The sequence below is a fragment of the Terrabacter sp. MAHUQ-38 genome (assembly GCF_014518425.1).
Taxonomy (GTDB): domain Bacteria; phylum Actinomycetota; class Actinomycetes; order Actinomycetales; family Dermatophilaceae; genus Terrabacter.
The window spans coordinates 278,993-291,600 of the sequence record NZ_JACVCU010000002.1 but is presented as its reverse complement, the minus strand read 5'-3'; the positions used below and the strand labels follow the sequence as shown (position 1 = coordinate 291,600).

The window sequence follows — 12,608 nt, the reverse complement described above, 5'->3', positions numbered from 1 at the left end:
GGGGCCCTTCTCGTGTGCCGTCAGGACGCCTCAGCAGCACGCGGGCGTCACCCATGGCGGGCCGCATGCCAGAGCCGCCGACCACCCCTCGCGGGCGGCCGGCGGCTTCGTCGTTGCTCGTCGAGCGCCGGTCAGACGCCCCGGCTGCCCGGGTCGCCGGTGTAGACGCCCGTGCCGCCCAGCCCGTCGGTCGGGTTGTCGACCGTGCCCACACCGACGACGCCGGTGACCGCGGCGGCCTTGCGCGGTCCGCGGCCGCGACGGTTGAGCCGCCGCTCGACGCGCCCGGCCAGCAGCGTCAACGCGTAGTTGACCAGGATGAAGATCAACGCCACGAAGACGTAGGCGGGGATCGTGTTGCTGTAGCCGGTGCCGATGTCGCGCGCGGCCTGCAGGAGCTCGGGGTAGAGCACCGCCGTGCCGAGGGCGCTGTCCTTGAGGATGACGACGAGCTGGCCGACGAGGGCGGGCAGCATGGCCGTCAGCGCCTGCGGGAGCTGGATCGCGCGGAGGGTCTGGCCCGGCGTCAGGCCGATCGAGAGACCGGCCTCCGACTGACCCTTGGGGAGGCCGTAGACGCCGGAGCGCACGAGCTCCGCGATGACCGCGCCGTTGTAGAGGGTCAGGCCCGTGATGACGGCGGCCAGCGGGTTGATCTCGTTGGTGAAGACGCCGTTGTTGGAGTAGTAGAAGTACGTGAAGTACATCATCAGCAGCACCGGAACGGACCGGAAGAACTCCACGACGATGCCGCTGATCCAGCGCACGCTCCGCAGGTGCGAGAGCCGACCCATGCCGAAGAGCAGCCCGAACGCCATGGCGAGGACGATCGAGATCACCGCCGCCTTGAGCGTGTTGACGAGGCCGGGGATGAGATATGCCGTCCACACGTCGGCCGTGAACAGCGAGGTCCACATGGAGGCCTCGAGCTGACCTTGCGCCTGGAACTTCCAGAGGACCAGGCCGATGGTGACGACGGCGAGGGCGAACCCGAGGAGGGTGAGGAGCGCATGGCGACGTCGTGCCCTCGGGCCGGGGGCGTCGAACAGGACGTTCTGGGCGCTCATCGCTTCACCGCCAGGCGACGCGACATCGAGGTGAAGAGGATGCCGACCGGCAGCGTCAGGACGACGAACCCGAGGGCGAAGACGAGGAAGACGGAAACGCTTGCCGTCTCGTTCTCGAAGATCTCGCTCATGAGCAGTGACGCCTCCGCAACACCGATGACCGATGCGACCGTCGTGTTCTTCGTCAGCGCGATGAGCACGGAACCCAGTGGGGCGATCGACCCGCGGAAGGCCTGCGGCAGGATCACCTCGCGCAGGCTCTGCGTGAACGTCAGGCCGATCGAGCGCGCCGCCTCCGCCTGTCCCACCGGCACGGTGTTCACGCCGCTGCGCAGCGCCTCGCAGACGAACGCAGCGTGGTAGACGACGAGGGCGACGATGGCCCACCGGATGTTGTTGTCGACGATCGCCGTCGGCGACTGCCGGTCGGTGAGACTGATCTGGAGGATGTAGTAGGGCCCCGCGAGGGAGAAGAACACCAGCAGCGTCAACGGCGTGTTGCGCACCGTGTTGACGTAGAAGGCCCCGAGTCGGCTGAGGACGGCGACCGGCGACACACGCATCACGGCGAGAACCGTGCCGAGCACCAGAGCTCCGATGGCGGAGAAGAAGGTCAGCTTGATGGTCATCCAGAACGCGCCGAGAACCGCGTACTTCTCGAAGATGTCGAGCACTACGTCCCTTTCCGCAGGAGAGTCACACCGTCGCCGGTCGTGCGGTCACCCGTGGGTGGCCCGCACGACCGGCGCTCCGGCTGGGTCGATCAGGAACAGGCGGCCGGGGTCGGCGGGTTGCCCGGGCCCGGCTTGTAGTTGGCCGGGCCGAGGTTGGCCGAGATGGCCTTGTCGAGCGAGCCGTCACTCTGCATCTTCTTGATCGCGTCGGTGATCTTCTGGCAGAGCGCCGTGTCGCCCTTCTTGAGGCCGATGCCGTAGTTCTCCACCGAGAACGGCTTGCCGACCAGCTTGAACTTGCCCTTGTTCTCGGGCTGGGCGGCGAAGCCCGCCAGGATCGCGTCATCGGTCGTCAGTGCGTCGACGCCGCCGGTGGCCAGAGCCGGCAGGCACTCGGAGTACGTGCCGAACTCCTGGAGCTGCACGGTCTGGGCGAACTTGTCCTTGACCTTCTGCGCGGACGTCGAGCCCTTCACCGAGCAGAGCTTCTTGCCGTTGAGGCTGTCGGGCCCGGTGATCGAGGAGTCGTCAGCGCGCACGAGCAGGTCCTGACCGGCGACGAAGTACGGGCCGGCGAAGCTGACCTTCTCCTTGCGCGCGTCGGTGATGGAGTACGTCGCGACGATGAAGTCGACCTGTCCCGTGGAGATGAGGTTCTCGCGTTGGGCGCTCGGGGCCTGCACCCACGTGATCTTGTCCTCGGAGGTGCCGAGCTCCTTGGCGACGTACTTGGCGACGTCGACGTCCATGCCGGAGTACTCGGTGCCCTTCTTGAGGCCGAGGCCGGGCTGGTCGAACTTGATGCCGACCTTGAGGCCGCCATCGCCGCCTGCGCCCCCACCGCCGCCGCTGCCGGAGCCGCACGCGGCGAGCGTGAGCGCCAGCGTCGCGGCCGCAGCTACGGCTCCGAGTCGTCGTGCCTTCATGTGGGTTCCTCCCTGGTGGTTGCTCACGACGCGCGGGATGCGCGCCGCTCCCTGTCGTTGGTGGTTCAGTGAGTGAGGATCTTGCCGAGGAAGTCCTTGGCGCGCTCGCTCTTGGGGTGCGTGAAGAACTCCTGCGGCGTGCCGACCTCGACGATCTGGCCGTCGGCCATGAAGACGACGCGGTCGGCGGCCTTGCGGGCGAACCCCATCTCGTGGGTCACCACGATCATCGTCATGCCCTCCTTGGCGAGGCCGACCATGACATCGAGGACCTCGTTGACCATCTCGGGGTCCAGGGCCGACGTCGGCTCGTCGAAGAGCATGACCTTGGGGCCCATGGCCAGCGAGCGGGCGATGGCGACACGCTGCTGCTGCCCGCCCGAGAGCTGCGCGGGATACTTCTCGGCCTGAGCCTCCACCCCGACACGCTTGAGCAGGTCGGTGGCCTGCTTGTCGGCGTCGGCCTTGGACTTCTTGCGGACCTTGATCGGACCGAGTGTCACGTTGTCGCGAATCGTCTTGTGCGCGAAGAGGTTGAACGACTGGAACACCATGCCGACGTCGGCGCGCAGCTGGGCCAGCGGCTTGCCCTCCTCGGGCAGCGTCTTGCCGTCGACGGTGATCGTGCCGGCCTCGATGGTCTCGAGCCGGTTGATGGCACGACACAGCGTCGATTTGCCCGAGCCGGACGGACCGAGGACGACGACGACCTCGCCCTTGCCGACGGTGAGGTTGATGTCGCGCAGCACGTGCAGGTCACCGAAGTGCTTGTTGACGCCCTCGATGACGACCATTGGGTCACGAGGCGTGGCGGGGGTCCGATCGCTCGTGGCCGCGGTGTCGGTTTTCACGTCGTCCATTCGCGAAACCTATCGGCTCGCGCGGGTGCTCGGCATCCAAGCGCGCCGATGTGCCCGAATCGTGAGGACCCCGGACGCCGTCCGTGACCTGAACGGGTGACGAGCTCGGCAAATCGGGCGGGTCTGCGCGGGTCAGCGTGCCCGACGGGCAGGTCGGGTCAGGCGCCGCCCTCGGCTGCGGCCGTCGATGAGCCCGTCGGCTCACTCGCGGGCTCGTTCGAGGGTTCGCTCGAGCTGGTCTCGACCGGCGCCTTCGTCGGTTCGCTCGTCGCCGTCTCGGTGGCGGTCGCCACCTCGGTGGCCGTCTTGAGCACCCGGGTCGCAGTGGCGGTCGCCGTGGCGGTGGCGGTGGCCGACGCAGTGGGCTCTGGGTCAGCTGATGACGCCGGGGCCACGGGCTCCGTCGTCGTCGGCGGGTCGGTCGTCTCCGGCGGCGCGCTCGTCGTGCTGGTCGGCGCTTCCGTGGTGCTCGGCGGGTCCGTGACCGTCGTCGTGGTCGGCGGTTGCGTGGTGGTCGGCGGCGCGCCGGTCGTCGTGGTCGTCGTCGTCGGGACGGTCGTCGGCGGCGCTGCCGTCGTGGTCGTCGTGGGCGGACGCGTCGCGGTCGGGCGGGACGTGGTCGGCGTGGTGCTCGGCCTCGTCGTCGGCGTCGTGGTCGGCGTGCCCGTCGGAGTCGACGGGGCCTCCGTGGCATCGGGGATCGGCACGTCGCCGTCCTCGACAGTGCGGACCACCCGGCCGCCCTCGTCCAACACGAGGTGCGGCACCACGGCATACGGCACGGAGGCGGTGGCAGAGGGCGGGAAGCCGAGGTACGGGGCAGGGTCGACGTAGCGGTCGTTGACGATCACGTCGAAGTGCAGGTGGCACCCTGTCGACCAGCCGGTCGTGCCGACGAGGCCGATGACCTGGCCCTGCTCGACGACCTGTCCCTCGGTGACGAGGAACTTGGACTGGTGACCGTAGGCGGTCTTGAGCGTGGGGCTGTGCTGGATGATCGTGCGTCCACCCCACGAGTTGGACACGCGGGCGTAGATGACCGTGCCCGCGGCGGCCGCGCGGATCGGCGTGCCGCAGGTCGCGGCCAGGTCGATGCCGGTGTGGAACATCGGACGGCCGAGGACCGGGTGGACCCGAGGACCGAAGCCCGACGTCTCGCCGCCGGGCACGGGGTGGATGAAGAGCGGCTTGTGGACGAGCGGCGCGGCGATGGCCTGTGCGGTCGCGGGGGTCAAGCTGATCGCCGGGAACATGAAGAGGCCCCCACCGATGGCGCTCGAGAACGCCGACAGGGCCGGGGGTGGGGCGGTCTGCCCGCCCTTCACGGTCGAGTCCGACAGGACGTCGCGGGCCTCGCCGATGGCGTCGACGGCTTCCTGCACTGCGGGGGAGCCGGCGGCCAGGAGCACGGATGCCCGCGGCGTCTGCGGGGTGCTGCCCCCGAGGAACGGGAGCAGCGCGAACAGCATCAGCATGGTGGCGAACGGCACGAGACGACCGCTCATCCTGATGTTCAGGACGAGCGGACCGTTGCGCTCTTCAGCGTCACGCACCTGTAGGCCACCCCCTCGAGGCAAGTCGTTGTCCAAAGTCGTTGTCACGGTCGAGACGTTCGGGCGGACTCGCCGCCGCAACCGGACTATCGGCTGGACCCCACGTTCCGGCCGCCCGGTCTCGACCACCATAGGTCGGCCCGTTGACTCAGGGGCCGTTCCGGCAAAAAACGGTCGGGAAACTGTGACTCATGTGGTGGATGTGGTCAATGTCCGAACCCTCGTGGTCCACTCCTCGGAATCGAGCGCTGAAGACCGGTCCCACCGTGCGGACCCGGTGGCCCCGGACGAGGCTCGCGACGGATACCTCCGGCCTCTTGCGGAAGTCTTGCGGAAACGTCATCGGTTCCGGGGTGTCCATCTTGCAGTGCGGGCGGCAGAGTTGGCATCGAGGGGGAGGACCGGCCGAACCGTGGGGGGAAGGGTCGGCAGCAGGAACCGGTCGGGGGGACCGGGTGGGGAGTGACGGGGTGGGTTCTGCCGGGGGAGTCGGCGGGACCCACCCCGATCCGTTTCCCGGGGGCCGGCGGACGTCCCTGGACGCGTCAAGCATCGGGCGACGCCAGGCACGGCGGTGGTGGGGCAGCAGGGGCTTGAACCCTGGACCGACGGATTATGAGTCCGCTGCTCTGACCGGCTGAGCTACTGCCCCGGACCCCGGCCGACCGCGGTCGGCGTGAGGTCGCTCGGAGTCTAGCGAGCGACCGGGGGTCGAGGTCGCCGGCCTCCGGCCACCCTCTAGGCTCGCGGGGGACGATGACCCGGCAGCATGTGAGGACGAAGAATGAGCGACGGCATCCGCGTGGCGGCGGTCGGCGACGTCGAGCCGGGCGAAGCCCTCGTGCTCGACACCGACGTCACGGCAACGGACGAGCCGATCTCACTCTTCCGCGACGACGACGGCACCTACTACGCGCTCGATGACACGTGCTCGCACGAGGACGCCTCGCTCGCCGACGGCTGGGTCGAGGCAGGCGAGGTCGAGTGCCCGCTCCACGCGACGCGGTTCTGTCTCGCCGACGGCCGGCCCATGTGCTTGCCGGCGACGAGGCCTGTCCGGACGCACAAGGTCGAGGTCCGCGGAGATGACGTCTACCTCTTCCCCGGGGTGGAACGGGGCGCCTGAGCTCCGTCGTCGTCACCACAACCGGACATATCGGTCACTGAGACTGCTGGTGCGCGTGTGCCCGATGGTGCACAATGGGCAGGTGCGCGTCGTCGCGCACGCATGACCGGCATGACCGGGCAGACCACCGGAGCACGAGAAGTGGCAGGCGTTGGGGAAGACGTCCCTGCAACTTCAGGAGGTTCGGATGTCTGTCGCGATGCCGCGCACCATGACACGTGGGGTGCTGTTCGTACACGGCGCCCCTACAGCGTTGTGCCCGCACATCACGTGGGCGATCGAGGCCGTCCTCGACCAGCGGGTGACGCTCGACTGGATCCCGCAGCCCGCTGCGCCCCGACACGTGCGCACCGAGCTGTCCTGGACCGGCGCCCCCGGCACCGGTGCGGAGATCGCCAGTGCCCTGCGCGGCTGGGACGGCCTGCGATATGAAGTCACCGAGGACCCCTCGCCGGGTTGCGACGGCTCGCGCTGGTCCTACACACCGCGACTCGGCATCCACCACGCCATGACGTCCGCGTCGGGCGACGCCGTCGTGCCGGAGGACCGTCTCCGCGAGGCGATCCTGCGTACGCGCGGTGACGCCGAGGCGCTGGAGGACGAGATGGACCTGCTCCTCGGCGTCCCGTGGGACGAGGAGCTGGAGGCCTTCCGCTACGCCGGCGACGGAGCCCCCGTCCGCTGGCTGCACAAGGTCGGCTGACCAGCCGACGTCTCGACCCGCGTCCTCCAGCGCGGCGGGCGAGGCGACGAGGGCCCGGGCGGTTCGTGCTCCCGGGCCCTCGTCGCTCGACGCGGCACGGAAAACCGTGGGCCGACACAGACGTCCACGTGTCATCATCATCCCGGCGCGCAGCATCCGCTGCCGCACAGACGACCCCGGATCCACCGACTCCACGAAGGGCCCAGCCATGGCAGCGGCACACATCACCGAAGCGAAGCGCAGCCTGTGCCTCGCCGACGTGGCCTACCCGTTGCCAGGTGAGTGCCGCCGGCACCCGAGGGCCCACCATCGGCATCCCCAGCCGCGACCTCGCTGACGTGCGCCGAGCCTGATCGGCTCCCGTGCATCGAGCCGCCCACCGGGATGTCCCGGTCGGCGGCTTTTTTCGTTGCATGACAAGGACGTACCGACAGGACGACACGGAGAGGAGAGTTCGGTCATGACGCAGGTCGAGGTGTGGAACGCCGACGAGACCCTCCTGCACCGGGTCTCGGTGCGGCACGCCGTGGGCATGATCTGGCGAGGGGTGGCCACGCCGGTCGAGGTCCACGAGACGGAGCTCTTCGGACCGTATCGGGTCCCGCTCGTCGTGCGGCTCGTGCGGTACGTCGAGCAGAAGTGGCTCTACTCGCGGACGCGGGCGACCTACTCGCGCGAGGGGGTCCTGCTCCGTGACCGAGGGCAGTGCGCCTACTGCGGCCGCTTCACGGCGACGACGATGGACCACGTGCTGCCGCGGTCGCGGGGCGGCGCGACGTCGTGGGCCAACGCGATCGCCGCCTGCGAGCCCTGCAACGCCCGCAAGGGCGACCGGACGCCTGACGAGGCCGGTATGCCGGTGCGCTGGGACCCGTACGTCCCGACCCGGGTGCAGCTGCACTTCGCCCGTGGCGCCGGGGGCTCTGGGGTCCACCCACCCATCATCACGACACCCATCACGACACACGCCTCGAGAGCCGGGAAGGAGCCCGCCAGATGACCAGGAACCGCACGACCCTTCGCACCCAGTCCCTCGGACAGGTCGGCCTCCGACCGGCGCCGCGAGCGGAACAGGGGCTCGACGCGTGGATCTTCCGCGCCGCGTCGGAGCATCCCTTCGACCTGGACGGCGCAGTGCCGCAGTGCGCCGCCGAGGACCCGGAGCTGTTCTGGCCGGCCACCCGGGCCGAGGCCGAGCGCGCCATGGCCGTGTGCGGCACCTGTCCGCTCGCCGACGCGTGTAGGGCCGTCGCTCGTGAGCGGCGCGAGTGGGGCGTGTGGGGTGGGGAGCTCCTCGCGAAGGGACGGCCCACGACCGATCTGCCGGGCAACGTCCGCGCCTCACCGCACGACACGGCGCGCAGCGCCTGACCAGAGCAGGTATGCCGGGTGGTCGGCTCACGACGCCCGCCTGCCGCCCGGCATACCCCTGCTTCACCCCACGCACTCAGCTCCGTGAGCTCCTGCCGGACGGCGACCGCCCGTCCGGCCCCACGAAAGGATGGGCACCATGACCACGTTCCCTGTCGCGCTCCCGGGCGCGCAGGCCCAGACCCTGATGTGGGCCGACCCGGCCCAGGTCGAGCACGCCGCCCTCGAGCAGCTGCGCACCATCAGCCGGCTGCCGTGGGTCCAGGGCGTCCGTGTCATGCCCGACGTCCACCTCGGCAAGGGAGCCACGGTCGGCTCGGTCATCGCCATGCGCGACGCGGTCTCTCCGGCAGCCGTCGGCGTCGACATCGGGTGCGGCATGACCGGCGTTCGCACCAACCTCACGGCCGAGGACCTCCCCAGCGACCTGGGTCCGCTGCGTTCGGCGATCGAGGCGGTCGTGCCCGTCGGTTGGAACGCCAACGACGGCACGGCTCCGGTGCTCCGGCGCGACGCCGCACTGGCGACCCGGTTCGACCGGCTCATGGCTCGCTTCGCCGAGCTGCGGGCACCGAAGGTCGCCGACCGTCGGGACCGGGCGCTGGCGCAGTGCGGCTCGCTGGGCGGAGGGAACCACTTCTGGGAGCTCTGCGAGGGCGACGACGGCCGGATCTGGCTGATGCTGCACTCGGGTTCGCGCAACATCGGCAAGGAGCTCGCCGAGCGGCACATCGCCACGGCCCGGTCGCTCGCGCACAACCTGGGGCTGCCCGATCGTGACCTGGCGGTCTTCCTCGCAGACACCGGTGAGATGAGCGCCTACCTCCACGACCTCTACTGGGCCCAGGACTACGCCGCGCTCAACCGTGAGGTGATGATGGCGACGACGCGGGAGGTGGTCGTCCGCCACTTCCCCCACGTCGCCTTCGACGAGCCGGTTCGGTGCCACCACAACTACGTCGCCGAGGAGAGCTACGAGGGCGTCGACGTCGTCGTGACGCGGAAGGGTGCGATCCGGGCAGGGGTCGGCGACCTCGGTCTCATCCCGGGTTCGATGGGGACGGGCTCGTACGTCGTCCGCGCCGTGGGCAACGAGGCGTCGTACTGCTCCGCGAGCCATGGCGCGGGTCGCCGGATGTCCCGCAACGCGGCCAAGCGGCAGTTCACGGTCGAGGACCTGCGGGCCCAGACCGCGGGCGTCGAGTGCCGCAAGGACGCCGGCGTCATCGACGAGATCCCTTCGGCCTACAAGGATCTCGAGTCCGTCATCGCGGCGCAGGCGTCGGGGCCGAGCCCGCTCGTCGAGGTCGTCGCACGACTCACGACTTTGCTCTGCGTCAAGGGCTAGACGGGCCCGCGTCATGAGAAAGGCCACTCGGTCGTGGTGCCCCACGACCGAGTGGCCTTCTGCGGCAAGCTCGCCCGATGGGCTGCCTGCCGACTCGTCAGATGCTGCGGATGGTGAGGGCGACGTTGTGGCCGCCGAAGCCGAACGAGTTGTTGAGGGCGGCGATGTCGCCGTCGGGCAGCTTCTGGTGGTCACCAGTGACGACGTTGAGCGGGATCTCGGGGTCCTGGTCGTCGAGGTTGATCGTGGCCGGCACGAGGCGGTTGTAGACCGACTGGATCGTGATGACGGCCTCGAGGGCGCCGGCGGCACCGAGCAGATGGCCCGTCATCGACTTCGTCGCCGTCACCGACATGTTCTCGGTGTGGTCGCCGAAGGCCCGCTTGATCGCGTTGTACTCGGCCACGTCGCCGACGGGCGTCGAGGTCGCGTGGGCGTTGATGTGGATGATGTCCGTCGGCGACAGGTCGGCGCGCTCGACGGCGTACAGCATCGCGCGGGACGCGCCGGAGCCGTTGGGCTCGGGGGCCGTGATGTGGTGGGCGTCGGCCGACATGCCGACGCTCGCGAGCTCGGCGTAGATCCGAGCCCCACGGGCCCGCGCGTGCTCCTCGGACTCCAGGACGATGACGGCAGCACCCTCACCGAGCACGAAACCGTCACGGCCGGTGTCATAGGGGCGCGACGCCTTCGCCGGCTCGTCGTTGCGCGTCGAGAGCGCCTGCATCGCGGCGAACCCGGCGATCGGGAGCGGATGCACGGCTGCCTCGGTGCCACCCGCGACGACGACATCGGCGCGGCCGGTGCGGATCATGTCGATGGCGTAGCCCATGCTCTCGGCGCCCGAGGCGCACGCGCTGACGGTCGTGTGGGCACCGGCGCGGGCACCGATGTCGAGCGACACCGCGGCCGCCGGGCCGTTGGGCATGAGCATGGGGACGGCCAGCGGGTAGACGCGGCGAGGCCCCTTCTCGCGCAGGTTGTCCCACTGGTCGAGGAGGGTCCAGACACCGCCGATCCCGGACCCGATGGCGGCGCCCAGGCGTTCGGGGTCGACCTCAGGCTTGCCGGCGTCGGCCCAGGCCTCGCGCGCGGCGATGAGGGCGTACTGGCTGGACGGGTCGAGGCGGCGCGTCTCGACCTTGGCCAGGACCTCCTCGGGTTTCGTGGCGATCGTCGCCGCGAAGGTGACCGGGAGCTCGTACTTGGAGACCCAGTCGAAGTCCATCGGGCGGGCGCCGGACCGTCCGGCGAGCAGGGCCTCCCACGTCTCGGTGGCAGTGCCGCCCAAGGGCGTCGTGGCGCCGAGACCGGTGACCACGACGCGTCGGTCGCGATTGCTCGTCATGGTGACGTGCTCCTCTGAGTCGATGTGGTGGTGCTGGCTGTGCGGGTTGGTGCGGGTGGTGCTGGATGACTCCGTATGCCGTCCGGCGGGGTCGCTGCCCGGCGGGCCGGACGGCATACGGTGCGTTCTGTCAGCCCGTGGTCAGGACTGTGCGCTGCCGATGAAGGTGACGGCGTCGCGGACGGTCTTGAGGTTCTTGACCTCGCTGTCGGGGATGCGGACGCCGAACTTCTCCTCGGCGTTGACGACGATCGTCATCATCGACAGGGAGTCGATGTCGAGGTCCTCGGTGAAGGACTTGTCCATCTCGACGGACGCGGTGTCGAGGCCGGTCTCCTCATTGACGATCTCGGCGAGACCCTCGAGGATCTCCTGCTCGGACTGAGCCATCTGTCTGCTCCTTGTGTGTTCGTTGGTGTCTGCATCTGCCATCCGAAGCGGATGTCGTTCCGTGGCCCGAATGACCCGTCGGGACCGGCGGGAGCTGTGGCTGCTTGGGGCCGGCTCCGGGCCCCGCTCAGGGCAGCACGACGACCTGGGCGGCGTACACCAGACCGGCGCCGAAGCCGATCTGCAGTGCGAGGCCGCCGCTCGGGATCTCCTTCTCGGCGAGCATCCGGGTGGTGGCGATCGGGATCGAGGCCGCCGACGTGTTGGCCGTCGTCACGATGTCGCGGGCGACGGGGATGTCGGCCGGCAGCTTGAGCTGCTTGACCATCGCGTCGATGATGCGGATGTTGGCCTGGTGCGGGATGAAGGCGTCGAGGTCGTCGGCCTTGATGCCGGCCTTGTCGATGGCCTGCTGGGCCACGGGCGCCATGCCCCAGACCGCCCAGCGGAACACGGTCTGGCCGGCCATGCCGATCGCGGGCCACACGTTCTTGTCGGACTGGGCGTCCTGCCAGGACTCGCGCAGGTCGGTCCACGCCTGCCGCTGCGTGATCGCGTCGCGCTGGGTGCCGTCGGAGCCCCACACCGTCGGGCCGATGCCCGGGGTGTCGCTCGGGCCGATGACGCATGCGCCGGCCCCGTCGCCGAAGATGAACGCGCTTCCCCGGTCGTAGGGGTCGGTGAAGTCGCTCAGCTTCTCGACGCCGACGACGAGGACGTAGTCGGCCGAGCCGGCCTTGACCATGTCGCTCGCCATGGCGACGCCGTAGCAGTAGCCGGCGCACGCGGCGGAGATGTCGAGCGCGGGCGCCGTCGAGCCGAGGCGCGAGGCCAGCTCGGGTGCCGCGGCCGGTGTCTGGTAGGGGTGCGTCACGGTCGCCACGAGCACGAAGCCGATCTGCTCGGCCGAGACACCGGCGTGCTCGAGGGCCTGGCGCGCCGCGGCCTCGGACATGTCGATGACGCTCTCGTCGTCGGCCGCGAAGTGGCGGCTGATGATGCCGGAGCGCTCGCGGATCCACTCGTCGCTGGAGTCGATCTTGTCGATGATCTCGGAGTTCATGACGACGCGGGCCGGGCGGTAGGCGCCGACACCCATGATCTTCGAGTGGCGGGGGGCGCCGTTGTCGACGAGGGTGCCGGTGCCCTTGGGTGCCGGAGCGGTGCTGGGGGAGGTCACGTGAGGCCTTCTCGAGTGAGGGGGTCAGGTGGTGGGGGATCGGCGGAGGAGCGAACCGGGGC

General features: G+C 69.8%; 13 protein-coding genes and 1 tRNA gene. 5 read left to right on the top strand and 9 right to left on the bottom strand.

What is annotated here, in order from left to right:
• Positions 1-131: 131 nt before the first annotated feature.
• The 6 genes from H9I49_RS08310 to H9I49_RS08285 form a co-directional block, all read right to left on the bottom strand.
• Entirely contained in the window at positions 132-1,067 is a 936-nt protein-coding gene (locus H9I49_RS08310; RefSeq protein ID WP_188029885.1) for an amino acid ABC transporter permease, read from the bottom strand.
• Positions 1,064-1,741 carry an amino acid ABC transporter permease gene (locus H9I49_RS08305; RefSeq protein WP_188029884.1) on the bottom strand — a complete coding sequence of 226 codons (678 nt, stop codon included), beginning with the start codon at positions 1,739-1,741 and terminating at the stop codon, positions 1,064-1,066. Before H9I49_RS08305 ends, H9I49_RS08310 begins: the two co-directional genes overlap by 4 nt.
• An 89-nt stretch (positions 1,742-1,830) precedes the next feature.
• Positions 1,831-2,667, bottom strand: a complete 837-nt coding sequence (locus H9I49_RS08300) for a glutamate ABC transporter substrate-binding protein (protein ID WP_188029883.1) — start codon at positions 2,665-2,667, stop codon at positions 1,831-1,833.
• 65 nt (positions 2,668-2,732) lie between these two features.
• Positions 2,733-3,461, bottom strand: coding sequence for an amino acid ABC transporter ATP-binding protein (locus H9I49_RS08295; protein WP_188030426.1), 729 nt, complete (start codon positions 3,459-3,461; stop codon positions 2,733-2,735).
• A 224-nt stretch (positions 3,462-3,685) separates the two neighbouring features.
• Positions 3,686-5,080, bottom strand: a complete 1,395-nt coding sequence (locus tag H9I49_RS08290; protein ID WP_188029882.1) for a M23 family metallopeptidase — start codon at positions 5,078-5,080, stop codon at positions 3,686-3,688.
• A 575-nt stretch (positions 5,081-5,655) separates the two neighbouring features.
• Positions 5,656-5,732, bottom strand: a tRNA-Ile gene (locus H9I49_RS08285).
• A gap of 132 nt (positions 5,733-5,864) precedes the next feature.
• Between H9I49_RS08285 and H9I49_RS08280 the strand changes: the two genes are divergently transcribed.
• The 5 genes from H9I49_RS08280 to H9I49_RS08260 all read left to right on the top strand — a co-directional run bounded on the left by H9I49_RS08280 (position 5,865) and on the right by H9I49_RS08260 (position 9,628).
• Complete coding sequence (locus H9I49_RS08280) at positions 5,865-6,206, top strand: bifunctional 3-phenylpropionate/cinnamic acid dioxygenase ferredoxin subunit (protein ID WP_188029881.1); 342 nt, start codon at positions 5,865-5,867, stop codon at positions 6,204-6,206.
• A gap of 187 nt (positions 6,207-6,393) precedes the next feature.
• Positions 6,394-6,909 carry a DUF3145 domain-containing protein gene (locus tag H9I49_RS08275; protein WP_188029880.1) on the top strand — a complete coding sequence of 172 codons (516 nt, stop codon included), beginning with the start codon at positions 6,394-6,396 and terminating at the stop codon, positions 6,907-6,909.
• Positions 6,910-7,369: 460 nt separating this feature from the next.
• Positions 7,370-7,909 carry an HNH endonuclease gene (locus H9I49_RS08270; RefSeq protein ID WP_255523790.1) on the top strand — a complete coding sequence of 180 codons (540 nt, stop codon included), beginning with the start codon at positions 7,370-7,372 and terminating at the stop codon, positions 7,907-7,909.
• The gene (locus H9I49_RS08265; RefSeq protein ID WP_188029879.1) at positions 7,906-8,280 is read left to right on the top strand and encodes a WhiB family transcriptional regulator; all 375 of its coding nucleotides are present in this window, start codon (positions 7,906-7,908) and stop codon (positions 8,278-8,280) included. The genes H9I49_RS08270 and H9I49_RS08265 overlap by 4 nt, the downstream gene beginning before the upstream one ends.
• Positions 8,281-8,419: 139 nt before the next feature.
• Positions 8,420-9,628: an RtcB family protein gene (locus H9I49_RS08260; protein WP_188029878.1), complete on the top strand. Its 1,209-nt coding sequence runs from the start codon at positions 8,420-8,422 to the stop codon at positions 9,626-9,628.
• A gap of 97 nt (positions 9,629-9,725) precedes the next feature.
• Here H9I49_RS08260 and fabF read toward each other — a convergent pair whose 3' ends face one another.
• The 3 genes from fabF to H9I49_RS08245 form a co-directional block, all read right to left on the bottom strand.
• Entirely contained in the window at positions 9,726-10,976 is a 1,251-nt protein-coding gene (gene fabF, locus H9I49_RS08255) for a beta-ketoacyl-ACP synthase II (protein ID WP_188029877.1), read from the bottom strand.
• A gap of 141 nt (positions 10,977-11,117) precedes the next feature.
• The gene (locus H9I49_RS08250) at positions 11,118-11,366 is read right to left on the bottom strand and encodes an acyl carrier protein (protein WP_026864933.1); all 249 of its coding nucleotides are present in this window, start codon (positions 11,364-11,366) and stop codon (positions 11,118-11,120) included.
• Positions 11,367-11,493: 127 nt separating this feature from the next.
• On the bottom strand, positions 11,494-12,546 hold the full coding sequence (locus H9I49_RS08245) for a beta-ketoacyl-ACP synthase III (protein ID WP_188029876.1): 1,053 nt from the start codon (positions 12,544-12,546) through the stop codon (positions 11,494-11,496).
• Between the last annotated feature and the right edge of the window lie 62 nt (positions 12,547-12,608).

Bases quoted from the DNA above. Each gene is read 5' to 3' on its own strand.
- H9I49_RS08310 (WP_188029885.1), bottom strand. From the start codon at position 1,067: ATGAGCGCCCAGAACGTCCTGTTCGACGCCCCCGGCCCGAGGGCACGA.
- H9I49_RS08300 (WP_188029883.1), bottom strand. From the start codon at position 2,667: ATGAAGGCACGACGACTCGGAGCCGTAGCTGCGGCCGCGACGCTGGCG.
- H9I49_RS08295 (WP_188030426.1), bottom strand. From the start codon at position 3,461: ATGGTCGTCATCGAGGGCGTCAACAAGCACTTCGGTGACCTGCACGTG.
- H9I49_RS08280 (WP_188029881.1), top strand. From the start codon at position 5,865: ATGAGCGACGGCATCCGCGTGGCGGCGGTCGGCGACGTCGAGCCGGGC.
- H9I49_RS08275 (WP_188029880.1), top strand. From the start codon at position 6,394: ATGTCTGTCGCGATGCCGCGCACCATGACACGTGGGGTGCTGTTCGTA.
- H9I49_RS08270 (WP_255523790.1), top strand. From the start codon at position 7,370: ATGACGCAGGTCGAGGTGTGGAACGCCGACGAGACCCTCCTGCACCGG.
- H9I49_RS08265 (WP_188029879.1), top strand. From the start codon at position 7,906: ATGACCAGGAACCGCACGACCCTTCGCACCCAGTCCCTCGGACAGGTC.
- H9I49_RS08260 (WP_188029878.1), top strand. From the start codon at position 8,420: ATGACCACGTTCCCTGTCGCGCTCCCGGGCGCGCAGGCCCAGACCCTG.
- fabF (WP_188029877.1), bottom strand. From the start codon at position 10,976: ATGACGAGCAATCGCGACCGACGCGTCGTGGTCACCGGTCTCGGCGCC.
- H9I49_RS08250 (WP_026864933.1), bottom strand. From the start codon at position 11,366: ATGGCTCAGTCCGAGCAGGAGATCCTCGAGGGTCTCGCCGAGATCGTC.